19 protein-coding genes are annotated in these 25,082 nt (G+C 63.2%); 8 read left to right on the top strand and 11 right to left on the bottom strand.

All coding sequences use genetic code 11. The features are described from left to right. Positions 1 to 92: 92 nt before the first annotated feature. From M1E02_RS03250 to M1E02_RS03240, 3 genes are all read left to right on the top strand, one after another. Positions 93 to 2,492 (top strand): beta-galactosidase, encoded by a 2,400-nt coding sequence (locus M1E02_RS03250; RefSeq protein ID WP_479376731.1) that lies wholly within the window; start codon positions 93 to 95, stop codon positions 2,490 to 2,492. A gap of 112 nt (positions 2,493 to 2,604) precedes the next feature. Continuing rightward, positions 2,605 to 3,438 carry a hypothetical protein gene (locus M1E02_RS03245; RefSeq protein WP_479376730.1) on the top strand — a complete coding sequence of 278 codons (834 nt, stop codon included), beginning with the start codon at positions 2,605 to 2,607 and terminating at the stop codon, positions 3,436 to 3,438. A 143-nt stretch (positions 3,439 to 3,581) separates the two neighbouring features. Then, positions 3,582 to 4,121: a DinB family protein gene (locus tag M1E02_RS03240; RefSeq protein WP_479376729.1), complete on the top strand. Its 540-nt coding sequence runs from the start codon at positions 3,582 to 3,584 to the stop codon at positions 4,119 to 4,121. 28 nt (positions 4,122 to 4,149) lie between these two features. Here the strand turns inward: M1E02_RS03240 and M1E02_RS03235 are convergent, their stop codons facing one another. Further along, positions 4,150 to 4,497 (bottom strand): substrate-binding domain-containing protein, encoded by a 348-nt coding sequence (locus M1E02_RS03235; protein WP_479376728.1) that lies wholly within the window; start codon positions 4,495 to 4,497, stop codon positions 4,150 to 4,152. 50 nt (positions 4,498 to 4,547) lie between these two features. Beyond that, a complete protein-coding gene (locus tag M1E02_RS03230; protein ID WP_479376727.1) occupies positions 4,548 to 5,408 on the bottom strand; it encodes an alpha/beta fold hydrolase in 861 nt (286 codons plus the stop codon). A gap of 298 nt (positions 5,409 to 5,706) precedes the next feature. On the opposite strand from M1E02_RS03230, the gene M1E02_RS03225 reads away from it, so the two are divergent. The 5 genes from M1E02_RS03225 (at position 5,707) to M1E02_RS03205 (ending at position 14,803) form a co-directional block, all read left to right on the top strand. Next, the gene (locus tag M1E02_RS03225) at positions 5,707 to 5,952 is read left to right on the top strand and encodes a hypothetical protein (protein ID WP_479376726.1); all 246 of its coding nucleotides are present in this window, start codon (positions 5,707 to 5,709) and stop codon (positions 5,950 to 5,952) included. 91 nt (positions 5,953 to 6,043) lie between these two features. Then, positions 6,044 to 8,203 (top strand): amylo-alpha-1,6-glucosidase, encoded by a 2,160-nt coding sequence (locus tag M1E02_RS03220; protein ID WP_479376725.1) that lies wholly within the window; start codon positions 6,044 to 6,046, stop codon positions 8,201 to 8,203. A gap of 228 nt (positions 8,204 to 8,431) precedes the next feature. After that, positions 8,432 to 11,890: a putative Ig domain-containing protein gene (locus tag M1E02_RS03215; RefSeq protein WP_479376724.1), complete on the top strand. Its 3,459-nt coding sequence runs from the start codon at positions 8,432 to 8,434 to the stop codon at positions 11,888 to 11,890. A 233-nt stretch (positions 11,891 to 12,123) separates the two neighbouring features. Continuing rightward, complete coding sequence (locus M1E02_RS03210) at positions 12,124 to 14,223, top strand: penicillin acylase family protein (RefSeq protein WP_479376723.1); 2,100 nt, start codon at positions 12,124 to 12,126, stop codon at positions 14,221 to 14,223. Then, positions 14,210 to 14,803 carry a GNAT family N-acetyltransferase gene (locus tag M1E02_RS03205; protein WP_479376722.1) on the top strand — a complete coding sequence of 198 codons (594 nt, stop codon included), beginning with the start codon at positions 14,210 to 14,212 and terminating at the stop codon, positions 14,801 to 14,803. The genes M1E02_RS03210 and M1E02_RS03205 overlap by 14 nt, the downstream gene beginning before the upstream one ends. 1 nt (position 14,804) lies before the next feature. On the opposite strand, the gene M1E02_RS03200 is transcribed toward M1E02_RS03205, so the two are convergent. From M1E02_RS03200 to M1E02_RS03160, 9 genes are all read right to left on the bottom strand, one after another. Beyond that, positions 14,805 to 15,494, bottom strand: coding sequence for a DNA alkylation repair protein (locus M1E02_RS03200; protein WP_479376721.1), 690 nt, complete (start codon positions 15,492 to 15,494; stop codon positions 14,805 to 14,807). 121 nt (positions 15,495 to 15,615) lie between these two features. Then, positions 15,616 to 16,113: an SRPBCC family protein gene (locus tag M1E02_RS03195; RefSeq protein WP_479376720.1), complete on the bottom strand. Its 498-nt coding sequence runs from the start codon at positions 16,111 to 16,113 to the stop codon at positions 15,616 to 15,618. Between the two features lie 14 nt (positions 16,114 to 16,127). Next, positions 16,128 to 16,460, bottom strand: a complete 333-nt coding sequence (locus tag M1E02_RS03190) for an ArsR/SmtB family transcription factor (RefSeq protein ID WP_479376719.1) — start codon at positions 16,458 to 16,460, stop codon at positions 16,128 to 16,130. Positions 16,461 to 16,552: 92 nt separating this feature from the next. Next, positions 16,553 to 18,565, bottom strand: a complete 2,013-nt coding sequence (locus tag M1E02_RS03185; RefSeq protein WP_479376718.1) for a glycoside hydrolase family 32 protein — start codon at positions 18,563 to 18,565, stop codon at positions 16,553 to 16,555. A gap of 139 nt (positions 18,566 to 18,704) precedes the next feature. Continuing rightward, positions 18,705 to 20,228: a glycoside hydrolase family 32 protein gene (locus M1E02_RS03180; protein WP_479376717.1), complete on the bottom strand. Its 1,524-nt coding sequence runs from the start codon at positions 20,226 to 20,228 to the stop codon at positions 18,705 to 18,707. A gap of 6 nt (positions 20,229 to 20,234) precedes the next feature. Further along, positions 20,235 to 21,077, bottom strand: a complete 843-nt coding sequence (locus tag M1E02_RS03175; RefSeq protein ID WP_479378046.1) for a carbohydrate ABC transporter permease — start codon at positions 21,075 to 21,077, stop codon at positions 20,235 to 20,237. 46 nt (positions 21,078 to 21,123) lie between these two features. Continuing rightward, a complete protein-coding gene (locus M1E02_RS03170) occupies positions 21,124 to 22,092 on the bottom strand; it encodes a carbohydrate ABC transporter permease (RefSeq protein WP_479376716.1) in 969 nt (322 codons plus the stop codon). A 97-nt stretch (positions 22,093 to 22,189) separates the two neighbouring features. Next, a complete protein-coding gene (locus tag M1E02_RS03165; protein WP_479376715.1) occupies positions 22,190 to 23,488 on the bottom strand; it encodes a sugar ABC transporter substrate-binding protein in 1,299 nt (432 codons plus the stop codon). 151 nt (positions 23,489 to 23,639) lie between these two features. After that, entirely contained in the window at positions 23,640 to 24,662 is a 1,023-nt protein-coding gene (locus M1E02_RS03160; protein WP_479376714.1) for a LacI family DNA-binding transcriptional regulator, read from the bottom strand. Positions 24,663 to 25,082: the final 420 nt, after the last annotated feature.

The following is a 25,082-nucleotide window of genomic DNA, read 5'->3' as shown; positions in this document are numbered from 1 at the left end:
CGGTCGTCGCTCAGAAGGAAAGTAATGGACGCCGCCAGCTGGAAGGCGGTAAAGTCCTGCAGTTGCCCACTCCGCTCGAAGGAAATTGATCTATGGCCGCATCAAAGCCGCCCAGGGAAGACTCGCCGCCGCCCACCCGGCACGGGCCGCTTCATGTCTCGCACAAACCCTGGGATTCGCCCCTCATCTCACCGGCAATGAGCAACACTGTGGACCGGCATGAGCGGTACAGGCTGACCAACCGCTTCGTTGAAGTTCAGCAGCGGCCTTGCATCCCGGTCTCCGGTGAAATCCACTTCAGCAGGCTTCCCCGGTCACGGTGGGAGGAGCGTCTCAGACTCATGAAGGCCGGCGGAGTCACCGTCGTCGCATGTTATGTCTTTTGGATCCATCACGAGCAGTACGAGGGCCAGGTGCGCTTCGACGGAAACCTGGATGTTGCTGCCTTCGTCGGGTTGTGTGAATCGATCGGACTGGACGTCGTCCTGCGCATTGGCCCGTGGTGCCACGGCGAAGTCCGGAACGGCGGATTCCCGGACTGGGTGCAGGCCGCCAACGTCAGGCACCGCACCAACGATCCTGCGTACCTTGAGCTTGTGGAGCGCTGGTTCAGCCACCTGGGCACCCATCTCCATGGCGTCACGGGGCCAGCGAGCAGCGTCATTGGTATCCAGATTGAGAACGAACTGTATTCCGAACCCCAGCACATCGTCGAGCTCAAGAAGCTGGCACGGAAGGCAGGGCTGACAGCGCCGGTCTGGACGGCGACAGCGTGGGGCGGAGCTGTCCTTCCCCACGACGACGTCCTGCCGCTGTTCGGCGGATACGGCGACGGTTTCTGGGTGGAAGCGGATGCCCCCTGGGACCCAACGTTCCGTGAGCACTTCTTCTTCAGCCACGTCTGGGACGATCCCGGGATCGGTGCGGACCTGCGCGAACACCTTGGCTCCGGTGGCCTGGGTGGCGACTCAGCCACACCCCGGACTCCCTCTCCCTTGTACCCGGCGGCCACGTGCGAACTTGCCGGAGGGATGGCCACGGCATACCAACGACGCCCCTGGCCACAGGCGCTGGACGTTGCCGCCGTGGCCCACAACAAGATCGGGAACGGCTCGGCCTGGCAGGGTTACTACATGTTCGCGGGCGGGACCAACCCGGCTGACAACCTCCAGGAGTCCCACGCCACCGGGTATCCCAACGACCTGCCCCGCTTCGACTACGACTTCCATGCCCCGATCGCCGCCTCCGGCAGGCTCACCGGAAGCTTTGCCGAGCTCCGTAAGCAGCATGCTTTTCTGGCAGCCTTCGGCGACCGCCTGGCCCGGATGCCTTCCAGCCTGCCTGATACCTTGCCGGACGGGATCGAGGACACGTCCACGCTGCGCTGGGCCCTGCGCAGCGACGGCCTCTCCGGCTTCGTGTTCATTACCTGGCACCAGCCCCACATCCCTCTTTTGCCTTATGCCTGCACACAGTTCGAGGTTGCCTTTGAAACCGGTCCGATGATCTTCCCGGGCCAGGCTGTCACCATTCCACCCGGCACCGTTGCGCATTGGCCTCTGAACCTGGAAGTCGGCGGGGTGACCCTCGAATGGGCCACGGCCTCGCCGCTTTCAATCCTCAACCCGGGCACCTCGCCCACCCTGGTACTGGCCGCCGAAGCAGGTATCCCGGTGGAATTGCGCTTTCCGGAGGGGACGTCACTCAACGGCCCTGTCGAAGGAACGGGTAGCAATACCTTTGTAGTAGACGCCGATGTCCTCGCGAGCGGATCGGTTCTGCTCGTAGCCAGGTGGTCGGATGCTGCAGTCAACATCCTGGTGTTATCCCCCGAGTCCGCCACTCAGGCTTGGATTCTGGATACCGAGGCAGGGAGGGAACTGCTCCTCTCGGCGGACCCTGTGTGGGTCGCGGCCAACGGACATCTCGCCGGCCGGGCCTCTAGTGTTCCGGACATCCGGCGCTACAACCCGGCGTCGGCCTCTTTTGAAGCCGTCCCGGTGGAAGGTTCCCGTTCCGCTCCCCCGGCGCTGCGCCCCGCCGTCGAACTCCTGCGTCCTTCCCAACCGGTACCGGACACATACGGCTCATTGGCAGGACGGGCCTCGGCCCCGTCCCAGGAAACCATCGCTGCCCTGTCCCTGGCCTACAAGGTTGAGGTGCCCGCCGAGGTGTTTGCGAATGGAGGGGATACCGAACTGGAGATCGCCTGGGCCGGGGACGTGGCGCAGTTGCTGGTCGACGGTGTCCTCGCGGCGGACAGGTACTGGGACGGCTCGCCCTGGGTCCTGGAAATCAACGACGCCGGGATCACGCCCGCGTCCGAGGTCACCCTCCAAGTCCTTCCGCTCTCGAAGGCATCCCGGGTGGGGCTGCCCCTGGAAGCACAACGACGACGGGATTCCGTGGCCGGGGATCTCGCAGCGCTTGATTGGGTGCAGTGGATCCCGTGGAGCAGTTGGCATGAGAAGGTCAGGCAGCAGCCGTCATGAACTGACCGCTTAGCGGTCTGGCGACTGTTGCGTAGTATGCTCCAGATTCAAGAAACGGATGGGGGACGGCTGCGCTATGTCGTTGGATAGGTCATCGGATAAAGCGCGGCCAATGAGTAGGGCAGGATCGCTGCGGAATATTGTTGTCCGTTTTGTCGCAGCCGTCATTGTGGTTTGTCTGCTGACTGCCTGCGTTCCCGGCTTTCTGCGGAAGCCTCACCCTGAATCAGAGGTCAGCCAGGCAGCAAGTCCTGAGATTACACCCTCCACGTCACCAAAGGTGCAGGAGCCCAACGTCTTCACCCACCTCTACTCCCAGTCTGAGGTGGAGGCACTGGCGAGTGCGGCCACCAACCCGGACGGCACACCCGTCGCCCTCCTGTCCGAGGCGGATTTCTGGGAGGCTAACTATCGAGTGCACTTTGGCGTGACTGAGGAGGGTTCAGTGAGCCCGAAGGAATGCTACGCACAACTTGCTTGGGCAACTCTCACGTCGGATGGTATTCCTTCCGCCGGATCGATGGGAGGAACGCCGGAACATCCTGCCTTTGTGGCAGTGAGCGGAGACCGCGACGACATGCTGGAAATGACGTTCGACGACATAGCCGAACTCGAGAACTGTTCGCCGGTCGAGCTGAACAATAAGGGTGACACGGCAACGGCAACGTATCAACAGGCCTCAGCATTCACCGACGCAGGCGCAACATACGCCGTTATCGCCGGAATTAGCGCCCCGGGCGTTCCGCCGCAGTACGTTCTCCGGGTCGCTGGCAAAGTGGGTGCCCTGTTCGTTCAGGTATCAGGCAGGATCGACAATCCCGACGACTACAGGGCGGAGGCAGATCGATTGTCCGAATACGTCAATCAGGTGGTGGCGGCCGGGCGCAGCCTTGCCGAAGACGGAGTCATGCCTACCCCGGCGGCGGGTCCGGGACAGAAAGCCTAGATCCAAAACGCCGTCCTGACCTTCTTTGAAGCCGAACTGGTCTCCGCGGGGGGAAACTCGCCGTGTCGTGGCCATGTTTTGAGGCAAAGAAGGTCGGGATGGGGGGGCGGCTGGCACGCTGATTGCAGATAGGCTCACCAACCATGACTGACATTGACGAACAAGGCCGCCCCGAACCTCCTTTGGCAGCTGACGAGGCCGGCACCCTCCTGGGATTCCTCGATTTCCACCGCGCCACCCTGGCTTGGAAGTGCTCAGGGCTGGACTCCGCCGGCCTTAACGCTACTGTGGCGCCATCCTCACTGACGCTCGGCGGTCTTTTGAAGCACCTGGCTTATGTTGAGGACAGTTGGTTTTCTGAGTCGTTGTTCGGCCGGGAGCCGCATCCGCCCTGGGACGCCGTGGACTGGACGGCGGACCGGGACTGGGAATGGCATTCGGCCGCCGAGGACTCGCCTGAGCAGCTCCGCGCTCTGTGGCAGGAAGCTGTTGACCGCTCCCGGGCGCTGACCTTCGAGGCACTGGCCGACGGCGGGCTGGACCGGTTGGCCCGCCGCCCGATGGGGGACGGGACAAGACCCAGCCTGAGGTGGATCCTGGTCCACATGATCGAGGAGTACTCCCGGCACAACGGACACGCCGATTTCCTCCGGGAATCAATAGACGGACTCACCGGCGAATAGCCTGGCCGCCCTCCGCAGTCAGGTCGCTTCAGCCGCGGTGCGCGCTGGGTGCTGCGGCACTTTCCCTGATCACTAAGGCAGGCCGTTCTGAGGAGAACCCGCGGGCTCCGGGCTCCTCGGACACGCGCGCCATAAGCAGCTCGAGCCCGCGCTGGCCCAGCCCGCAAAAGTCCTGATGGGCTGTGGTGAGGGGGGCCCAGAGTCCGGAGAGCCGATGGTTGTCGAAGCCCACCACGCTGACATCCTCTGGTGTGCGGAGTCCCTCATCGGCCAGACCGCGGATGACGCCTATGGCGATTTCAGAAGTTATCCTCCGTGACCATCGCGCCGATAGTCGTGGGCGCGGCCACCAGCGTTCCGGCGGCGTGACAATCACGCTCGCGGCTTAGTCGCAGCAGCCTGGAACTGCGAGGGCGGTTACGACAGTCACAGACATTGTGAGCTGGCAGCCGGAACAGTCGCTGCCAGGCTGGCGGTAAAGAAGGATCCTGCGGTGCGCATAAACCTGTCCTCCATGTCCCGGCGGATGAAATGGGATGCGCCCTCGACGACCTCGATGCTGGCGCCGGCGGCCAGGGCAATCCGCTGGTGTTCAGCGGTGATCCCCGTTCGAACCGTTCCCGTGACAATAAGGACCGGGACGCGGAAGTCCGCCAGGGTAGCAACCAGGTCAGGCCATGGCGTAGTGGGAATGACGTTGCCGTTCAGGACTATACGGGGATCGCAATCCTCCTGGGCCTGGCAGCTCCGCAGAATCTCGGCTGCGCTCCACTTGGGCCACTCGCGCCTCCTGATGCCCCTGAGCTCCGGTGCTGTTCGTGACTGCACGTCAATGAGATGGGCGTGGGCGCTTTCGGCCACATGGCGCTCCTGGAAGGGCGTGACGGGCAGCCGCCAGAAGGGGTCTTCAAGCAGTACACCCGCGGGAACGAACATTCCCCTGCCAGACTGCAAGGCCGCCGTTGCGACGGCTGCTGCCACCCCGCCGCCGGCAGAATGCCCGTAGTACAGCGCCGGGAGGCTCTCCAGCACCTGAAGCTCAGGGGCGCCGAAGGTTTCGAGAACGTCCTGCACCATGACGTCCCCAGGGTGCCTTTGGAAATGTTCATGTGACCAGCGGGGCGAGTTCCCGTGGCCTCGCAGGTCCAAGGCCAGGACAGCCCAGCCGGAGGAAACCCAGTCCGGAAAGGCGGCCTCCAGGCTTGCCGCAGACTCCACGAGGCCGTGGATTGCAATAACGACGGCGGTGGGCGGCCGCTCCGGTAAGGTCAATCGATACGACAACACTCTTTGTCCTCCGTTAAGCTGGCAGGCAACTTCAAGGAAAACGTTATCCCATGTGCTCAAGGAAAGGCGGACGACGGCGGAAGCTCCCGACCCATGAGCATCAGCGCGATTCCGGAGCTGGCGAACGCGGTGGCCGTGACGGGTCGGGGCCCGAAGCGGTCCGCAAACCGGGAGGACGCCAGCACACCAACCACAGCGCCGATGTTGACCCGTCAGAAGGAAGGTGAGGGACGAGGCGAGCGAATACTTGGCAATGACCATGAGCTGAGGCAGCCAGGTATTCAAAGAAACGGTGTGGATGCCCACCCGCGAGGTCTGGGTTCACGCGGTTGATCTGGTTAACGGCGCCACGTTTGACCAGATCCCCGAGGACGTCCTCGAACGGCTCATCCAGGACATCACCGGCAGCTGGGAAAAACGGGGCGAGGAAACTCCCCTCCCCGGCGGGACCCTGGCCGAAGTAGCAGCCTGGGCAACGGGCAGGGGCGCCCGGGGAGTTGCCTCCCGGAAACAACCCGAGCAGCCGGCCCCCCGCTGGATGTAGGACGGCCGGTAGGTCGCGTCTAGCAAGCGCCCTGCGAACGGCGTAGATTCGGCTCAGTTCATGGTGTGGCCTTGTTCATAAGGAGCCTGAGATGGCCGGATGGAATGCCGACAACGCTGCCGGGAGCACCGGGCAGGGAGCCGTCACGCTCGTGGCAGGATCCTCGTTCTGCATATCGCTCCCCAACGGGGATATCTTTCCCCATCACCCCCACGGCGTCTTCTACCAGGACACCAGGATCCTGTCCCGATGGGCACTTACCGTGAACGGACAACCCCTTGAGCCGCTCGGGGCGTGGACGCCTTCTCCGTTCCAGGGCATGTACGTCGGGAGGGCAACCCGTTCAGACGGCCGCGCCGACAGTCCCCTGACCGTAGAGCGGAGACGTGAACTGGGCGCCGGTTTTGTGGAAGACATCACCGTCCACAACTACTCGGTGGAGCCGGCTCCCTGTGAAGTCGCATTGTCCGTGGATGCGGATTTCTCGGATCTCTTTGAGGTCAAGGACGGCCGGTTCCTTCGCCGCTGGGAGCAGACCCGGCGCGCCCGGGCCGGATCAGTGACCATCGAGGCCACTTGGCAGGGGTCACACAACGGGATCGTGGTGCGGGTACGGGATGCCGAGGTGGCCGGCGACGGTCTGGTCGTCAACATGGTGGTTCCGGCACACGGAAAGTGGACAGTACGGGCCACCGTGCTGCCGCTGTCAGCGGAAACAGATGTCGACGCCGGTGTACCCACGGTCGCTCTTTCAGCGGATCTCATCTCAGCACAGGAACGGCGACAGCGGGCCTGGGAGGAACGCGTTCCGCTTCCCCGCTCAGGAAATCCGTCCATCGAACGCAGCCTCATCCGCAGCCATGACGATATCGGGGCCCTCCGCATCGTGGACCCCCTGCATCCGGACCGGATGGTGGTGGCCGCCGGGGCACCGTGGTTTATGGCCTTGTTCGGCCGCGATGCGCTGCTGTCCTCGTGCATGGTCCTGCCCGTGGATGCGACGCTGGCCCTGGGGACGCTGCAGACCCTGGCTGACCGGCAGGGCTCGAAAGTGGATCCGCTGACCGAAGAACAACCGGGCCGGATCCTGCACGAGGTGAGGCTCGACGTCGGAACGGGCCTTGCCCTGGGCGGCAGGTCCGTCTATTACGGCACGGCTGACGCCACTCCCCTGTTCGTCACGCTCCTCGGGGAAGCGAGCCGCTGGGGACTTCCCGCCGAGGACATTAGCGCGCTGCTGCCCAATGCCGACCGTGCACTGGAGTGGATCAGGGACTACGGCGACCGCGACGGCGACGGCTTCGTTGAGTACGAAAGGCTCAGCGACCAAGGACTCATCAACCAGGGCTGGAAGGACTCCTGGGACGGCATTAACTTCGCTGACGGCCGGATCGCAGAGGCCCCAATAGCTTTGTGCGAGGTGCAGGGCTACGTCTACAGCGCCTACATCGCCCGGGCCTGGATGGCCTACGAAGCCGGCGACGACGATCTCGCCATTGACCTTAGAGAACGTGCCGAACGGCTGAAGGCACAATTCAACGAGCAGTTCTGGCTGCCGGACCGGGGGTACTACGCCATCGCGCTCGACCGGGACAAACGGCCCGTCGATGCCTGCGCGTCAAACATGGGCCACTGCCTCTGGTCCGGCATCGTGGACGAGGACAAGGCGCCACTGGTGGCCCGGCGGCTCATGTCCCCGGAAATGTTCAGCGGCTGGGGCGTACGTACGCTCGCCACGGACATGGGAGCCTACAACCCCGTCAGCTACCACAACGGCTCGGTCTGGCCGCATGACAATGCCCTCATTGTGGCCGGCATGATGAGGTACGGCCTGGTCAAGGAAGCGCAAAGGCTCTCTGCAGCGCTCATGGAGGCCGCAGAATTCACCGAGAACCGGCTTCCCGAGCTGTTTTGCGGGTTCAGTAGGGCCGACTACCCGGAACCTCTGCCCTACCCCACGGCCTGCTCCCCCCAGGCCTGGGCATCAGCCACGCCGGTGATGCTCGTCCGGAGTCTCCTGCGCTATGAACCACACGTCTCCCGGGGTGAGCTCTGGCTGGATCCGGCCCTCCCGGAGGCTTGGGGAAGCCTGCGCACAACCAACCTGCCGATCGGAGAGGCCCGGGTTACGCTCGATGTCTCCGGTTCCCGCGTGGACGTCACGGGACTACCCGAGGGAATGGTGCATCGCAGGGGAACCCGCCCGCCATTGACGGATCTGGTAGACCTCAGCGGCCTGCGCCGGACCTGACAGCGGAAGCTCCCGCCGTCCTCGACTGGCGTTAAAACCCAAAACAAACGTTTGCTTTCCCTGCAACATCAGGGATTTCAGGATAACGATTGCCTGCAAGGGCCCTCACAGCTAAGCTTCCGGATAGCGCTTGCCCATCCTTATCCCCTTTAGCGCAGCTTCACTGCCAACCCAACTTAACTGGCACCAGCAATCGATCCAGGAGGACCGATGAAACATCCTTCAACGATGAGGCGATGGACCCGCATGCTCGGGCTTGCCGCAGCACTTTCCCTCGTGGCGCCGACAGCCGGACTCCCCGCACCGGGCGGCACCGCTCCCGCCACCGCGGACACCGGTCAGGACGTAACCATCACTGAAACAGTAGGCGCGAACGGGTTCGTCCATCCGGGCATCGGCGTAAGTGCTGACAGCCTGCGCAATGCCCGGAGCATGGTCAAGGCAGGGACCGAACCGTGGAAGACCTACTACGATGCCATGGCCGAGACTCCGTTCGCGGCAAAGGATTTCCGATCCTCCAACGGCAGCGCAGTCATCGACCAACCGGGCACCACCGCTTTCAACTCGCAGGGAGTCCAGAGCAAGCTCATCCGGGACGCCTTCGGCGCCTACACCCAGGCCACCCTCTACGTCATCACCGGCGACTCCGTGTACCGCGAAAACGGAATGCGGCTCATCCGCACGTGGAGCAACATGGACCCTGCAAAGTACGCGTACTACCCCGACGCCCACATCCACTCCGGCGTGCCGCTCTACCGCATGGTTGCCGCGGCTGAGATCTTCCGTTCCACCAGCGTCCCCGCTGGCTACACGGCCTATGACCTGAACTGGAACGAGCAGGACACCGCCAAGCTCAGCACCAACCTCATCGGGCCCATGACGGAAACCTTCCTTCACACCAACTGGCGCTACCTGAACCAGCACGGCTACCCGCTCACCGGGGCCATCGCCGGGTACATCTTCACGGAGAACCGTGAGCGGTATACCGAGGCTGTTGAGTGGTACACCGTCAACGCGAACACCTCCCGTCCCGAGCAGAACGGCTCGCTCGCAGCTCTCTTCCCGCTGATCTCCAAGGACGATCCCCTCAACCCCTACGGCTACTCCTTTGTCCAGCACCAGGAAATGGGCCGCGACCAGGCCCACGCCTGGGACGGCATTAACATCCAGGGAGCACTGGCACGTTTCCTCACGGTCCAGGGCACAAAGATCGACCCCTCGGCGGGCACGGTTTCCACTGCCTCCAACGCCGTCTCCCCGTACAAGTTCCTCGGCGACCGCCTCCTCAAAGCCGCGAACGCCTTCACTGGCTACATGCTTGGATATGAGACGCCGTGGATCGACACCACAGGTGGACCGGGCAGTCTCTCTGAGGCCTACCGCGGGCGCATGTTCAACCCGATCGATGAGCTCTATCACGTCTACAAATACGACCTGGGAGTGGACGTCGAAAAGGAAGCGCCCTACGTAGCCGAACTCCATGCCAAAGCGGATGGACCAAAGTTCTACTGGGGCACCGGCCTCCACAACTCATGGGAAAGCAACCCTGACTACAGCCCGGAGTACTGGCTCTCACTCCCGGCTCAGGTAGCGGGGCAGACCCGCCCCGTCGCTACTGACGCGAAGATCCAGTTCGAAACCCGCAGCTCAGCAACGGACGGGAAGAAGCTCAAGGTCAGGACCGAGGACGGACGCACGTTTGTGCACGTCGGTGCAGCAGACAAGGGCCGCACTATCGCCGCGCGGACTCTCATGTACGTCAGCCGCACCGGCTACAGCCCGGTGGCTGTCCAGTTCAGGAGCAACGGTCCTGCAAACCTCGCAATTGGAAAGGACCCGGCTAAGTGGCTGGAAATACCTCTTCCCGATACCCAGGGGCAGTGGCGCTATGTGACGTATGACGTGGACGCGGAGAAGCTGGGCGGTATCAGTCCGGGCGGCGAAAACCTGGCCTACTTCTCCGTAATTGGAGCGGACGGCACAGAGGTGGACTTCGATTACGTCAACCTCGAAGCCAAGACGCAACTGACCGTTCCGCAGTTCCCCGCAGACACTGCAACGCCCGTTATCGGGGTGTCGGACGCAGCGCTTTCCCGTTCACTCGCGGCAACCGATGCGGGAGGAGAACCCCTGCAGTACTCCACCATGGGACTGCCCGCCGGCGCCCGGATCGACGCCGCAACCGGTCAGCTTCTCTGGACTCCGGCTGCTGACGCAGTGGGCCAACACACCTTCAAAGTAACGGCCGACGACGGCACTTCCGTCGCCACGCGGTCCGCCACAGTGATCATCGCGTCCAACCGGCAGGCAGCCTTCGACACCGCGCTCACCGGATTCGATCCAAACGCGGTCTATGAGTCGCCGTCCTTCGCATCCTTCGGGACTGTGAGGAACGAGGTCCAGACGGCAATGGGAACGGCCGACGACGCCGCTTACCTTGAGCAGCTGGTTCGTCTCCAAAAAGCGGTGAAAGAGCTCAGGCTCCTGACCCCCAGGCTGGCAGACGACACATCGATCGACTACCGCGGGCTCGTCACCACCAACCCGACGGGCGTCCAGCCAAGGAACCTCGTGGACGGAAGCTTCCACTCCACCACCGGCGACCTGCGGGCGCCGTTCACAGTGGACTTCGGCCAGGGATTCCAGGTTTCCGCCGATGCCTTTGGCCTCCAGGCCAGGTACAACTTCGCGAACCGGTCCCAGGGCGCCAACGTGTACGGCTCCCGTGACGGGCGGACGTGGACACTGCTGACGGAGCGGGAAACCACCAACACGACGGCGATCGACTTCGCGATGGAGACCATCCCGGTGCGCGCCGAGGTGGCGGGGCAGACGTTCCGCTACTTGAAGGTCCAGGTGGACCACCCCGGTGTGCCAACTGACCCCGCCTACCCCGGCATCTCATCTTTCGGTGAGTTCAGGATTCACGGCGAGCGCCACGAGATGGCGACGGCAATTTCCGCGCTGTCCGTCTCTTCCTCCAACGCTGACAAGGGCCTGGCCACGAACGGTGACACGGTGACGCTGACCGCCGTGGCCTCCGAGCCACTGTCCCAGCTGAACGTCGTCGTCGAGGGAGTGTCCGCGACGGCCACGTCCGCTGACGGGATCAACTGGAAGGCCGCTGCGGTGCTGCCTGCCGGCGTCGAATACGGCCGCGATGTGCAGTTCAGCCTGGATTACCGGACGGTCTCCGGCAAGGTGGGCACCACGCTCACCGCCACAACCGACGGCAGCCGATTGGCCCTCTGGAATACTGCGATCCAGCGCGTTCCGGTGGTACAGGGATGGGTGAACGCCTCTACGCCTGCCTGGCCGGGGACGGGCACCACCCAGGCAAACGGCTGGCGCATGTTTGACAGGAATACCGCCACCTTCACCGACACCACGCAGGCCAACGGCTGGGTCACTGTGAAGCCTACTGAAGGCACACGCATCGCCACCGACATCGTCCGGGTTTATCCCCGTGCGAGCCACATCAGCCGCGGCAACGGAACCGTGATCCAAGGCTCCAACGACGGCGGGGCCACGTGGACAACGTTCCTGACCATCACGGGCATGTCCGTTGCCGATTGGTACACATTCCCGCTGGCCCAGCGGGCTGACTACGCCCAGGTCCGGGTCCTCGACGAGCACGGCGGCAACACCAACATTGCAGAAGTGGAGCTGCTGACCAAGGCGGGCTAAGCCCTCACGCAGGCTGGCTATAAACAGGCAACGGCCAAAAGCGGGGGCATCCGGAGAGATCCTGGTGTCCCCGCTTCCTGTTGTCCGGGCTTCTACCCTCGGGCTTTGTTACCGCACAATTTTGGGACGACGGATCAGCACCCTATTCTGTTGTTAACTAAGCCTTACCTAATAATGTCCGGAGAATCACGTGCCCGCTGCCCCTGACTGCCAGCTGCCCTCTTGCCCTGCCGATGTCGCCTGAGACGTACAGGGATCCGTGGGGAATTCCCCATCTTCGCGCGGACAATCCGGACGAGCTGGCCTTCCTGCAGGGGTTCAATGCGGCCACAGACCGCTCTTGGCAGATCGAGATGGAGCGTTGGCGCTCGGAGGGCAGGACTGCCGAGCACCTTGGAGCGGATGGGCTTCATTGGGACCGGTTTGCCAGGCGCGTACGGCTCGACGACACCGCGCGCCGCTGCTTTGAAAACCTGGATGCTGACACGCAGCGCTGGTGCACGGCCTATGTCAGCGGTGTGAACGCTGCCTTGGAGTCCGGCCGTCGTGACGCGGCAGAGTTTGCCGCCACGGACACCGCGCCTGCTTCCTGGGAACCGTGGACGCCGCTTGGAGTCTTCCTGGTTCACCACATCCTTTTTGGCACGTTCCCCAACAAGCTCTGGCGCGCCCACGTCGCGGAAACGCTCGGTCCCGACGCCGTGGATATTTTCAGCATCGAGGCACCGGTGTGGGCCGGCAGCAACGCCTGGGCTGCGGCCGGCGGCCTGACCGAATCCGGGTCACCCCTCATTGCCGGTGACCCGCACCGCCTCATGGAACTCCCCGGTGTGTACCAGCAGGTGCGCTTGGCGTGCCCGGAGTTCGACGTCGTCGGGCTGGCCTTCCCGGGCGTTCCCGGCCTGCCGCACTTCGGGCACACCGGAAGCGTCGCCTGGGCAGTCACGAATGCCATGGCCGACTACCAGGACCTGTACAGCGAGCAGTTGAAGCACGGCGGCGGCCAACTGCTGGCCCTCGGGCCCGACGGTTGGAGAGCTGTCCACGCGCATCATGAGGAAGTGATCAATGTCCGGGGTTCCGCGGCGGAAACCGTGGACGTGATTGAAACCGACCGGGGACCGGTGATCTCCGGTGGGCCCGACGGCGCGGCGCTGAGTCTTCGTATGCCCTCCCGTGTCGCGGAAACACTAGGCTTCGAGGCGCTCCTCCCCCTCCTGCTGAGCAAGTCCGTGGACGATGTGGAGGCAGCCCTGGAGAGCTGGGTGGAACCCGTGAACTGTGTGCTCGCCGCTGATTCCACCGGCGCAGTGCTCCAGCTTGTGGCAGGCAAAGTCCCGGCGCGGAACCGGGACAACCGCGTCCGGCCGGTTCCTGCGTCATCACCCGATCACCAGTGGGCCGGAGCGTGGGAGAGGCTTCCCCGCTCCTCGGTGGCCGCGCTGGCTGTGCATGCCAACGACCGGGACGCTGGCGGCGGTGACCGGCTCGGGCTGGAATTTGCCCCGGCCCACCGTGCGCGGCGCATCCGGCAGTTGCTGGTGGATCACGGGACAAAACCGGGCGGCGGAGGTTTAACCACCGAGGCCATGCAACGGATCCACATGGACACTCAACTCGGATCCTGGCCTGCCTTCCGGGCCCTGCTGCTGAAGCTCACTCCGCTCTCAGACACCGGCCACTCATTCCGCGAGAGCCTGGTGGAATGGGACGGACGCATGGATGCGGACAGTACGCAGGCCGCAGCCTTCGCAGCTTGGCGGTCGGCCCTGGTCCGCGCGCTGGGGAGTACCCCGGAGTTGCGTCCGCTCGCCGGTCCAAACAGCCACTCTCCGCTGTTCGCTCCATGGCTGCATCCGGAGGCCCGCATCGGTTTCGCCCTGGAAACCCTCGTTGCCAAGGGGCCGGGATACGGCGTCGACGTCAGCCTCGCGGCCCGGCAGGCTCTGGAAGAAGTTGCCGCAGCGGCTCCCTCGGAAACGTGGGGTTCCAGCCATACAGTCCTGCCTCTCCATGCTTTGGCAGACCATGGCTCCGCCACCGCTTCGGCGCCGGCGGTCTCCCTCACAGAGTTGTCCGGCGATACCGGCTGTGTCCTGTCCACGGAAAGCCTGCCTGGCGTCACGGACAGCTCGTTCCGCGGGCCGGTGGCCCGCTATGTCTGGGACCTACAGGATCGTTCCAATAGCCGCTGGATCGTGCCGTTTGGTGCCTCCGGCTGCCCCGACGAGCCCCATTTCTCGAGCCAGCTGCCTCTTTGGGCCGCTGGGGACCTCATCCCGATCGTCACCGACTGGGACCAGCTGACCAAGGAGACCTATGACCCGCGCTGACACAGCCCTCCCCCTTTCTGCCAGGGCCTCGGTCTACGAGGAGACCTTGCCTGGCCTGGGCCAACTGCGGCTCCTCCCGCTGGTCCCCGAAGCTGATGCCGATCTGGTCTACAGCTGGGTAAAGGAAGAACGCGCCCGTTTCTGGGGCATGCGGGATCTGAGCCGGGACGAGGTCAGGGACATCTATCTGTTTCTAGACGGGCTGCAAACCCACCATGCCTACCTGATTTCAGTGGAGGATCAGCCGGTGGGAATCTTCCAGACCTACGAGCCGCTTGAGGATCCGGTCAGCGAGGCATACGAGGCCCGTCCCGCCGATACCGGCCTGCACCTCCTGCTGGCTCCTGCCGAGCGCCCGGTACCAAACTTCACACCCACCCTCATCGGGGGACTGATCCGTTTCCTGTTCTCGGATCCAACCAAGGACAGAGTGGTGGCGGAACCTGATGCCAGGAACGGCAAGGTCATCCAGCGGCTGCAGGGGAGCGGTTTTGAGCCCGGAGCCAAGGTGCAGCTCGCCGAAAAGGAAGCACAGCTGGTGTTCCTTACCCGGGAAAGATTCGAGTCCCGGACAGCCTAGCTCAGAGATTCTTCAGTGCTTCCCGGCGGGACAAGGGGCTGAGGTCCTTGCTGTGCTCTGCCACGAAGGCCCGCACCCAGTCCGGATCCGTCTTGGCGTACTCACGCAGTGCCCAGCCAATGGCCTTCCGGATAAAGAACTCCCGGTCCGCCAGGTTGGCTTCAAGGACTTCGCTCAGCAGCCCGGTGTCTGTGTGGGTTTTTGCCTTCAGCTGGGCGGTGATCGAGGCGCGTCTGATCCAGAAATCGGTGTCACGGCTCCAGTTCCGCAGCAGCGCCGTCATCGTGGGGCGGTCCGCCTGCAGCAGCCCGCCGATCCGCTCGGACACGCCGTCTACGAAGTCCCACCAGGCCCCACTCCGAATAATCTCCTCGTACACCGGCAGCATCAGCGGCTCGCGCGCAGCCAATCGAAGACCGGTGAGATCTATCGCGGCGTAACGCTCCTCCCGGAATGTTGCGTTGCGCCAGAGTTCCAGCACGGTGTTCCTCAGCTGTTCCAGCGATTCGAACGGATGAGCAGCAGCCGTGGCCGTCGTCAACCGCCGCACCTCGGGAACGGGGACGCCGAGGGACGGGATGGATGATTTCATGTAGGCCTGTGCACCGGCGGCGCGGACAGGGTCGCAACGCTCCGCCAGCCCCAGACGTATTGCGGCCAGCAGCTCGCTGTTAACCACTGAGTTCACCATGCAGCAACTCTAGCCAGCGCGGCCAAGCACGCCAGCTGGCGGCATAGAGAAGAGGACGACGGCGGGAGCTCCCGCCGTCGTCCTCTTCCTATTGCTGTTATGAGGGTTAGTAAGTGCCTGGTCAGGTGCGGGCGTGCTCGGAGAGGATGGCGTCGATCTGCGTGACCGCCTCCTTCATGCCTTCCTCCATGCCCATCTGAACCATCTGTTCCATCTGCTCTTCGGACTCGAAGGCGGAAGAGATGGTCATCCTGGTGCGCCCGCCAATGTCCTCCAGGTTGACGGTGGCGTGGGTGGTTCCCATCGCGTCCACAGGGGCGCCGTCGTCGTCGGCGAATCCATCGTCAAATGCGAGACGCTTGGGGGCCTGGATGGAGGTGAACTTCCACCAGCCACGGGCTTTCTCCCCATCCGGGCCGCTCATGAAGTAGGCGGCCTTTCCGCCGGGCTGGAAGTCGAACTGTTCGAACGTGGCGGGCCAGGTGGGCGGACCCCACCAGCGCTCAAGCTGCCGCGGGTCTTCCCAGATCTTCCAGACGCGGTCCACGCCGGCGTCGAACTCTGCAACCAGGGTGAAGTTCAACCCCTCAAGGTTCTTGGTGGAACTGATAACGGTCATTGCGGAACCCTTTCCTATCCTTCAGCCAGAATGTCTGCGATCCTGTCGGCACGCTGCCGCCAAATCGCCTCATACTCATCGAGCAGCCGCCGGGCTTTCTGCAGGCCTTCATGATTGCCGCGCACGATCTGCTCCCTTCCGCGCTTCTCCTTGGTAACCAGGGAAGCGCGCTCCAAAACCGCCACATGCTTCTGGACGGCGGCGAAACTCATGGCGTAGAGGGCAGCAAGACCGGAGACTGAGTACTCCCCCACCGTCACCCGGCGGACGATGTCCCGCCGGGTGCCATCTGCGAGCGCCTGGAACAGGCGGTCGACTTCGGCTTCACTGATCTGATCTACAACCATTTGGTTGTAGGATATGCCTGCGGCTGGCCGGTGTCAATGGGGTCCTTTTACTCACGCCGTTCCTGGGTCAGCCCATAACAGAGAAGCGTTTTTCAGTCGCTCAGCATGACGTGGTCCACCATAAGGTGCCCCCATTCCCCGGTGGCGTCGTCGAGAATCTGGAACCGGGCCTTTTGGCCGGTGAGTTCTTGAACCTCCCACGAGACATGGCGCAGTGAACCGGAGTTCTCCCCCGTGGCAGTCCGCACGGGCCGGCCGTTCACCAGCAGCTGCACCGAGGTCGCCGGCTCCACGCCGAGGGGATGGTTGCCGCCGCCAAGCTGGAAGTGCAGGAAGTTCCGGTCAATCACGAACTCCGGCGAGGTGATGCTGCCGGTAGCGGGATCGCCGGGTCCCACGAACGTGTCGGCAACCTTCGCCCCCACACGTCCTGATGCCGACGTCGTGGACGGACCCGCTGCTGCGAAGTCACCGATGCCCGTCCACCCGTCTCCCCACTGCCCTCCTTCGAAGTCAGCGATCAGCCGGGCCGCCCGCTGCGCCAGGTTTTTGAACTCAGTGACCCTGACATTTGTGAAGCTGGCGGCCCCACCGCTGGAGTAAAGGTTGATGCCGTCGTCGCCTGGATTTGCGAACACCTGGCTTGAGTGAACGAACCGGCCGTCATCCACGAAGACCTCTATGGTGGTGCGGTCCACAAGGATCCTCAAGTGCACCTTATTGGTGTTGGGATCAAACGGTGCGCGGCTTTCCAGCTTGGTCCCGGAGCTGTCCGGGTTACCGGTGGGACCGCGGTTGAGGTAGCTGAAGTTGTCGTATATTCCGACGTCGGCATGTCTTGTTCCGTCGGCTGACGCCCGCAACTGCAGGCCGATGTTCTGCGCCTCGTTCCAGGACACGTCCGCTTCAAGCTGGTACGACTCTCCGTGGTAGGGAACGGCTTGGCTCCCGTTGACAGTGAAGTTTCCGAAGTTGGTCACCTTGGTGGCATGGTCAGCGAGCGCCGGAGTGGGCTGGGACACCAGACTGTAGCCGGTTCCGTACTTCTTGAGCTTGATCTGGCGCACGATCGAATCTGTGCCGTTGAAGCCGTCGGCCGCCCAGGTGGGAGTGGTGTGGGCGTAGTGCCAGTTGTTCATCCATCCCATAGCAAACCGCTGCTCCATAGGGTTGGCGGGATCCTCCCACGTCACAGCGCCGTACCAGTCGAAGCCGTGGTCCAGCCACTGCGGGGTTGACGTTTCCGGGGTGAAGGACGTGCCGTTGAAGCTCCCGGTCCAGTAGGCATAGGTGTTCGGGGCTCCAGTCAGGTACCCGTTGGCGCTGAGGCCCAGCACCCACTTTTCGGTTCCGTCGTCAGCGCGCATCTTGAAGAGGTCCGGGCATTCGAGCATCCCGAGGCCCGGCTCCACGAACTCCGAGACGCGCGTCCAGTCCTTCAGGTTGGGTGAGGTGTAGAAGCTGATCTTGTTCCCCTCAGCGATGAGTGCAACCCAGCGCGAGGCGTCAGGATCCCAGATGACCTTGGGGTCGCGGAAGTCGGTGCGGCCTCCGTTGGGAATGACCGGAGTCTCCCCGTAGGCGTGGAAGTTGCGCCCGCCGTCCTGGGAGTACCAGAGGAACTGCGCCTGCGGTCCGGTGGAGTTCGCGATCTGCTGCGGGGTGGGGTGGTCCATCTGGGTGGCCAGCATAATGACGGCGCCGGCCCCGAACCCGGCTGTGTTCGCTGTGTCCACCACGGCTGAGCCTGACCAAAGATCGTGGTTGGCGTTCGTTTTCTTCTGCGCCGCGACGCCCTGGTCCTGGAACGCGACATTGTCCGTCGTCGTCGCCAAGCGCCACGCTGTACCGATCTCGGTGTCATAGTCCGCGTTGTACAGGTAGTAGTAGTTGAACTTGCCGTCGATATAGAGCGGGCGCTGCGGATCGTTCTTCCAGTTGTCCGGAACAGTGAAGTGGTACGTGTCCCGGTAGCTCGGTCCGCCCGCCCCCTCCACAGCGGGAGCCTCAACCGTAGGAGCCAACGGAGCCGCAACGGCCGGGGGTGTGGAAGAGCCGACGATCCACACCCCTGCCGCCGCCAGCCCTACCGTCACCCCCAGCACCGCCAACCTCCGCGAAAAGCTTCGGCCCGTTCGCCTCCGGCCGGTTTCCCCGCCAGCGGCCCCCCAATAACGTCGCCGTACTTCAGTCACCATTGACTCCTACTTGTTGGTTTGTCCCTGAGCGGGACTTCTTAGGCGGTCAACGCACGACGGCGAGACTCACCAGGGTTCCGCCGTCGCCTTCTGCGAACAGGCCGACGGCGTTGCTTGAGCTGGCCGGAAACACGAGATCCGTGATGGTGGCCAGCCCGTCCTGCGCGAAGACCTCCACTGAGCAGCGGTCTACGAACACCCGAAGTTTCAACCGTCCGTTCTCCAGGGGCAGGCTGACCCGCTCCACGGACGGGAACGTTGCATCCAAGCCCACGTTCCCCGATTGCGTCCGGTCGAGGCTGAGCTCCCCGGTCGCGGAGTCGTAGGCCAGGACAGTGCGCTCCGCCGGGTTCTCTCCGGTACCGGCACGGAGCACAAGACCCACTTTCCCGGCTGGGCCGGGTTCGAACTCCGCATCAATCCGCAGTACATCGCCGTGAGCCTCAGCAGGAAGCCAGGTCACCCCGGGCGTCAGCGGCTGCCGGTCCAAGGCGAACAGGTCCCAGTTCTGGCCGTCCCCCTGGTCCCGGAACGGATCCAACGCCTCCTGAACCAACACAGGCCGGCCGCCGCGGGAGACAAGCCTGACCTCACGGGCCAGCGACATCGCGCTCCGCCAGCCCTCAGTGGGGGTGGAAGCGGCATACTGCCAGTTGTTCATCCAGCCGATCATGAGCCGGCGTCCGTCCGGTACATTGCTGAAGGACACGGCCGCGTAGTAGTCCCGGCCCCAGTCGAGCCAGCCGTAATCAGCCATCCTGCTCGTGCCGGGCTGCAGGCCTTCGGTGACCGTGGTTTCGGAACTGAACGTCACGCCGTCGAACGTTCCAATGAAAAACTGCCCGCCGGAGCCACCGGCGATGCCGCCAGGGCTGAGGTTCACCACAAGAACCCACCGGGTGTCTGAGACGTCGCCGTCAACGGGCAGTTCAAACAGGTCCGGGCACTCCCAAATTCCTTCGGTGGCATTGGCCGGGCCGAAGGTGCTCAGGTACTCCCAGGATTTCAGGTCCGCTGACTTGTAGAGCAGCACTTCGCGGTTGAGTGCCTCGACGGCCACCATCACCCAATAGCTGCCCGCATCGCCCTCGTACCAAAACACCTTGGGGTCACGGAAGTCCGAGGACGCCCGGTCAAGCACCGGGTTCCCGGCATACTTGGTCCAGGTGGCGCCGTCGTCAATGCTGTAGGCGAGGGACTGGGCCTGCCGGCCGGCAAGCGGGGAGGTCCCCACATAGGCGCTGGTGTAGATGGCCACCAGCGGAGGGACTCCCCCGACGCCGAAGCCGCTGGTGTTGCGGAAGTCCACCACGGCCGAGCCGGAGAAGATGCCCTCCTGGTCATCACAGGGGATGGCCACAGGGTGCTCGGTCCAGTGGTTCAGGTCCGCGGAGGTGGCGTGACCCCAGGACATATTGCCCCAGTCATCACCGTACGGATTGTGCTGGTAAAAGAGGTGATAGGTGCCGTTCGAGTAGATTAATCCGTTCGGGTCATTGAGCCAGTTACGCTCTGCTGAATAGTGCCATTTGGGCCGGTACTGGGACTCGAGACCGGTGGTTGTTTTCATGAAGAGTTAGCCCTTGACACCGCTCGAGGCGATGCTGTTGATGAAGGAACGCTGGAAAGCGATGAACAGGATTACCACGGGGACGGTGATGAGGGAGGCGTATGCCATGACTTCGCCCCAGGAGACGTTCAGCTGGAAGAAGTACTGGATGCCGATCATGACCGGGCGGAGCTCCTCGGACTGGACCACCATGAGCGGCCACAGGTAGGAGTTCCAGGCGGGCAGGAAGGTCAGGATGGCAACCGTTGCGGTGGCGGGCCCGGCGAGGGGCATCACCACCTGGCGGTAGATCTTAAACCAGCCGGCGCCGTCGATCCTTGCTGCCTCATCCAGTTCCTTCGGGATGGACTCGAAGTACTGGTGGTAGAGATAGATGGAGAACGCGTTGGCGATGAACGGGATGATCTGGACCTGATACGTGTCCAGCCAGCCTTTGGAGAACTCGAGGCTGAAGCCGTTGAGTTCAAAGTAGGGCAACTGGTTGACCCACCACACCAGCGGCAGCGCGAGGGTCTGGAAGGGAACGATCAGGGTGGCCAGGATCGCAGTGAACACAATGCGCTTGCCGCGGACCTCCATGCGGGACAGTGCGAAGGCGCAAAGGCTGTTGATGAAGATGCCCAGCACCACCGTGATGGCGGAGATGCCGATGGAGTTGACCAGGAAACGCGCTGCCGGGACCCGGTCAAACACAGCTCCGTAGTTGTCGAACGAGATATTGCCGATGGGCAGGAACGCCGCCACCGAGGACATGTCGCCGAAGATCTGCTGGTCCGGCTTGAGCGAGGACACCAGCATGAAAACGATGGGAAAGGATGCCACGACAGCAAACAGGATCCGGACCGCCATGGTGCCGGCACTGGTGACGGCCCTGGAGTTGAGAGTGCTTTTCACGTCAGTCCTTCTCTCGGGTCAGGTAGCGCTGCACCGCGGAGATCAGCAGCACAAGGACGAAGAATACGAGGGAGATTGCCGAGGCGTAGGAGGTCTCCTGCTGCTTGAAGCCGGAGCGCACCGCCTCGTAAATGATGGTGGTGGTGGAGTCGAGGGGACCGCCCTGGGTCATGACGCTGATCTGGTCGAACAGCCCAAGCGCCTGAATGGTGATGGTCACCAGGATCAGGGTGCGGGTGTGCTTGAGGCCAGGCCACGTAACGTAGCGGAACTGGTGCCAGGGGCTGGCGCCGTCGAGCTGGGCTGCCTCGTAGAGTTCCCCGGAGATGCTTTGAAGGCCCGCGAGCCAGATGACCATGTGGAAGCCGGCGGCCTGCCAGATGGACAAGGCAATGATGGCAGGCATGGCAGTAGCGGGATCGTTGAGCCAGTCCGGACCGTCAATGAGGCCGAAGCTGATCGCGGAGAGGATCTCGTTGATCAGCCCGTCCTTGCGGTACATGAACATCCACAGCAGTGAAACCACCACCATGGAGGTCACCACGGGCAGGAAGTAGACCGTGCGGAAGAAGTTCACGCCGCGGAATTTCTTGTTGATCAGAAGCGCCATGGCCAGGGCCAGCGCGGACTGCACCGGCACCACCACAACGGCGAAGTAGGCGACGTTCAGCAGCGAGCGCCAGAACGTGGGGTCCGTGAAGAGCCTGGCGAAGTTGTCCGTGCCGACGAACTCAACGGGCCGCGGGGAAACGAGCCGGGCATTGGTGAAGGCCAGGCCGAAGCCCATGATCGCCGGAAGGAAGACGAAGGCGAGCAGGAGGACCGCTGCCGGGGCGATCATCGCCCAGCCGCTGAGCTGCTCGCGCAGGTGGCGGCGGCGTCGCGGTTTGCCCGGGGCCGCGGGGGCCGGGACATCCAGGCTGGGAGGGGCTGGGCTTTGAGGGGCGGCGGGAAGCCGGGTGGTTGTCATGGGATTCTCCGTTGACAGTGATGTTGGGGGGCGCAGGGCCTGGGGGGTACGACGACGGCGGTTGCGTACCGCCGTCGTCGTACCGTTTGGCAGCTGGCTAGTTCTTGTAGCCGCCGTTGGACTTGATGTTGGCGTCGATTGCCTTCACGGCCTTGTCCAGCGCCGTCTTCGCGTCAGCGCCGGCCAGGATGTCCTGGACTGCCTTGCCGTATTCGGTGGCAATGAAGGGGTAAGCCGGGGTTTCAGGACGCATCACGGCGTATTCGCGGGAGAAGTCCATGTAGATCCGGCTGGCGCCACCTTCGGCATATTCGGGCAACAGCGCGGCTGCTTCGTCGGTGGCCGGAATGGTGCCGGTAGCCTTGGACACCGCAGCGATGTTTTCCGGTTTCAGGGCGTAGGAGAGGTAATCCATCGCTGCTTCGGAATTGGCGCATTTGCTGGTGACGCCCCACTGCCAGGAGCCGCCGCCCACCTTGGGCCCGTTCCCGAGGTCCACAGTGGGCATGATCACCAGGTCATCTTTCACCGCAGTCATTGCCGTGTCAGCGGCCCAAGAACCGGTGTAGACAATGGCGCTCTTGTTGTTCAGGAAGTCCTGAACCGAGTCCTTGCCGCTCTTTTTGGCCATGTAGCCCTGCTCAGCCAGACCATGGAACCACTTGGCCCATTCGACGGCCTCTTCACCGTTGAGGGCACCGTCCGCGGTCTCGAATCCCTCGCGGTTGACCAGGTCGCCGCCGAAGGACTGCAGGAGCGGCGAGTAGGCGTAGGGCAGCCATTCACCGGTGCCGGCCGTACCCATGTCCAGCGGGTGCTCCCACTTGCCGAGAGCCTTGAGCTTGGTCAGCGCTTCCTGGAACTCCTCCTTGGTCCACGGCTTCTCCACTGTGGCGATGCGGACACCTGCCGCGGCGAGGTCAGACTTGCGGGCGAGCATCGCCAGGGAGACGTCGTAGGTTCCCACCGCGTAGGTCTCCCCGTCCCACTTCGCCACCGTGCTCGGCAGGTTCTTGGAAAGGTCGGCATCAAGCTTCAAAGGTGACAGGTACTTGGCCCAGGCCCAGTTGGGTACGTTCGGACCGTCGATGTCCACAATGCAGGGAAGGTTGCCAGACGCTGCAGCCGAGACTACGGAGTCATTGTAGGAATCCTGCGGGAACGCCTGGACCTTGATCTTCGCCTTGGCGTCAGCGCTCTTGTTGTAGGAATCCACAACGCCCTGGACGGCTGCGAGCTCCTCCGGGTTGCCGGCGTTGTGAGTCCACATGGTGATCTCGTTGGAGCCTTCGGAGGTTGCTGACGCGCTGCCTTTGCCGCAGGCGCCAAGGGTACCGACGAGGGCTGCCGCAGCTACACTGGTGGCCAGGATCCGGGTGAATCGCTTGTTCATCATGGTCAATCTTTCTGCTGATTTTGTGCGTGGAGGATTACCCCGGGTCTGTGGGGGACGTGGCCGGTGCAACGGCTGCGTCCCTTTCTGCCTCCCCGGGTGGTGAAGCTGTTTGATGCTGGGTTGTGTTGAGGGTGTTAGTAGCGGCTAACGGCTAACCTGGCGGCGGGCCAAGCGAGCCCCGCTCAATAAGCGGGCAGTCCATCTGCGACTGGACCGCGAGGTTCCCGGGGCTCTCAATGTCGTCCAGGATCCGGTTCACCGCCCATCGGCCCATTTCGTAATGGGGAAGGGCGACTGTTGTGAGCCCGGGCCACAGGGCGTCAGCAATGATTTCGAGGTTGTCGATCCCAATAATGGAAATATCCTCCGGTATGCGAAGCCCCAGTAGCGTGGCGGCCTGGTACGCGCCCATGGCAACCCTGTCGTTGAAGCAGAACAGTGCTGTGGGACGGTTCTTCTGCCTGAGAAGCTCCAAAGCAGCGTCACGGCCTCCCTGGGTGTGTGCTGTTCCGATGACGTAAGTGTTGGGATCGTGCTCCAGCCCGTGCCGCCGTAAAGCGTTAAGGAAGCCCTCCTGCCGGCCACGCGTGGCGGGAATGTCGTCACTGTTGTTGATCATCCCGATCCGGGTGTGACCGGCCCGGATCAGTGCTTCAACAGCCGTCTCGGCAGCTCCCACCTCATTCGGGACAACCGAGGAGATGGATTTATCCTCGGTTACAGCGTCTAAGAGCACGATGGGAAGTCCCGTTAGTTGCGCCGGGACCTGGGCACTCTGGTGGTACATCCTGGCGTACAGCACGCCATCCACCTGATGCTGCTGAAGCATGGTGATTTCCCGGTTTTCCAGCTCACTGTCCATACCGGAGTTGACCACCATCACTACGTAGCCACGTTCGTAGGCGGCGTCCTGTGCCCCTCGGATCAGTGCTCCCGCAAAAGGGGTCGTGGTGATTTCGTCGCTCACCAGGCCAAGGATTTGGGAGCGTTGATTCCGCAATCCACTGGCCAGCCTGTTCGGGGCGTAACCAAGGTCTTTGGCCACTTCCCGGATGTGTTGCTGCGTTGCCGCCTTGACTCGGAAGCTGGTGGCGTCATTAAGGGCATGAGACACAGTGGTCACTGAGACCCCGGCAGCTTTCGCCACCTCACGGATTCCCACCTTCGTCGTCATTGACTTCCTTTGCAAAACGTTTTGTATTTGGTGTGAGCCACGCTACACAAAACGTTTTGCATTTGTCAACGGCGGCGTTCCTTTACGGGTGGGCCTGGCTCTCGGTGGCATCCCACGATCACCCCGGGGCCGGCCCTCCTGACCCTGTTTGGCGGCAACATTGCCACGACACGCTGGCCATGCGGCGCGTCTTGGAACACGGGGGCTGAAACAAGGTAACGACGGAAGGCAAGGCGTACATCAGGAAGTTCAGTCGGGCAAAATACAAAGCGAAATGCCCGGCTGAAACAAGGAAATTCAGGAACAAAAGCAACAATGCTTCCCTCATGTACGGCAAGCGGTCTTTTGGTGGCCAGCAGGATCCATTCCGGTTACTAAAAGATTAATTCTGGGCCTCATTAAGAAACATTTGACTCCACT

The organism is Arthrobacter sp. Z5-13 (genome assembly GCF_056499105.1).
Note: the sequence above shows the minus strand (reverse complement) of the source record. Positions and strands in the feature narration are given on the sequence as shown.

Coding starts and splice junctions, on each gene's coding strand:
- M1E02_RS03250 (WP_479376731.1), top strand. CDS start 93: ATGGCCGCATCAAAGCCGCCCAGGGAAGACTCGCCGCCGCCCACCCGG.
- M1E02_RS03245 (WP_479376730.1), top strand. CDS start 2,605: ATGAGTAGGGCAGGATCGCTGCGGAATATTGTTGTCCGTTTTGTCGCA.
- M1E02_RS03240 (WP_479376729.1), top strand. CDS start 3,582: ATGACTGACATTGACGAACAAGGCCGCCCCGAACCTCCTTTGGCAGCT.
- M1E02_RS03225 (WP_479376726.1), top strand. CDS start 5,707: ATGCCCACCCGCGAGGTCTGGGTTCACGCGGTTGATCTGGTTAACGGC.
- M1E02_RS03220 (WP_479376725.1), top strand. CDS start 6,044: ATGGCCGGATGGAATGCCGACAACGCTGCCGGGAGCACCGGGCAGGGA.
- M1E02_RS03215 (WP_479376724.1), top strand. CDS start 8,432: ATGAGGCGATGGACCCGCATGCTCGGGCTTGCCGCAGCACTTTCCCTC.
- M1E02_RS03210 (WP_479376723.1), top strand. CDS start 12,124: ATGTCGCCTGAGACGTACAGGGATCCGTGGGGAATTCCCCATCTTCGC.
- M1E02_RS03205 (WP_479376722.1), top strand. CDS start 14,210: ATGACCCGCGCTGACACAGCCCTCCCCCTTTCTGCCAGGGCCTCGGTC.
- M1E02_RS03200 (WP_479376721.1), bottom strand. CDS start 15,494: ATGGTGAACTCAGTGGTTAACAGCGAGCTGCTGGCCGCAATACGTCTG.
- M1E02_RS03195 (WP_479376720.1), bottom strand. CDS start 16,113: ATGACCGTTATCAGTTCCACCAAGAACCTTGAGGGGTTGAACTTCACC.
- M1E02_RS03190 (WP_479376719.1), bottom strand. CDS start 16,460: ATGGTTGTAGATCAGATCAGTGAAGCCGAAGTCGACCGCCTGTTCCAG.
- M1E02_RS03180 (WP_479376717.1), bottom strand. CDS start 20,228: ATGAAAACAACCACCGGTCTCGAGTCCCAGTACCGGCCCAAATGGCAC.
- M1E02_RS03175 (WP_479378046.1), bottom strand. CDS start 21,077: ATGGCGGTCCGGATCCTGTTTGCTGTCGTGGCATCCTTTCCCATCGTT.
- M1E02_RS03170 (WP_479376716.1), bottom strand. CDS start 22,092: ATGACAACCACCCGGCTTCCCGCCGCCCCTCAAAGCCCAGCCCCTCCC.
- M1E02_RS03165 (WP_479376715.1), bottom strand. CDS start 23,488: ATGATGAACAAGCGATTCACCCGGATCCTGGCCACCAGTGTAGCTGCG.
- M1E02_RS03160 (WP_479376714.1), bottom strand. CDS start 24,662: ATGACGACGAAGGTGGGAATCCGTGAGGTGGCGAAAGCTGCCGGGGTC.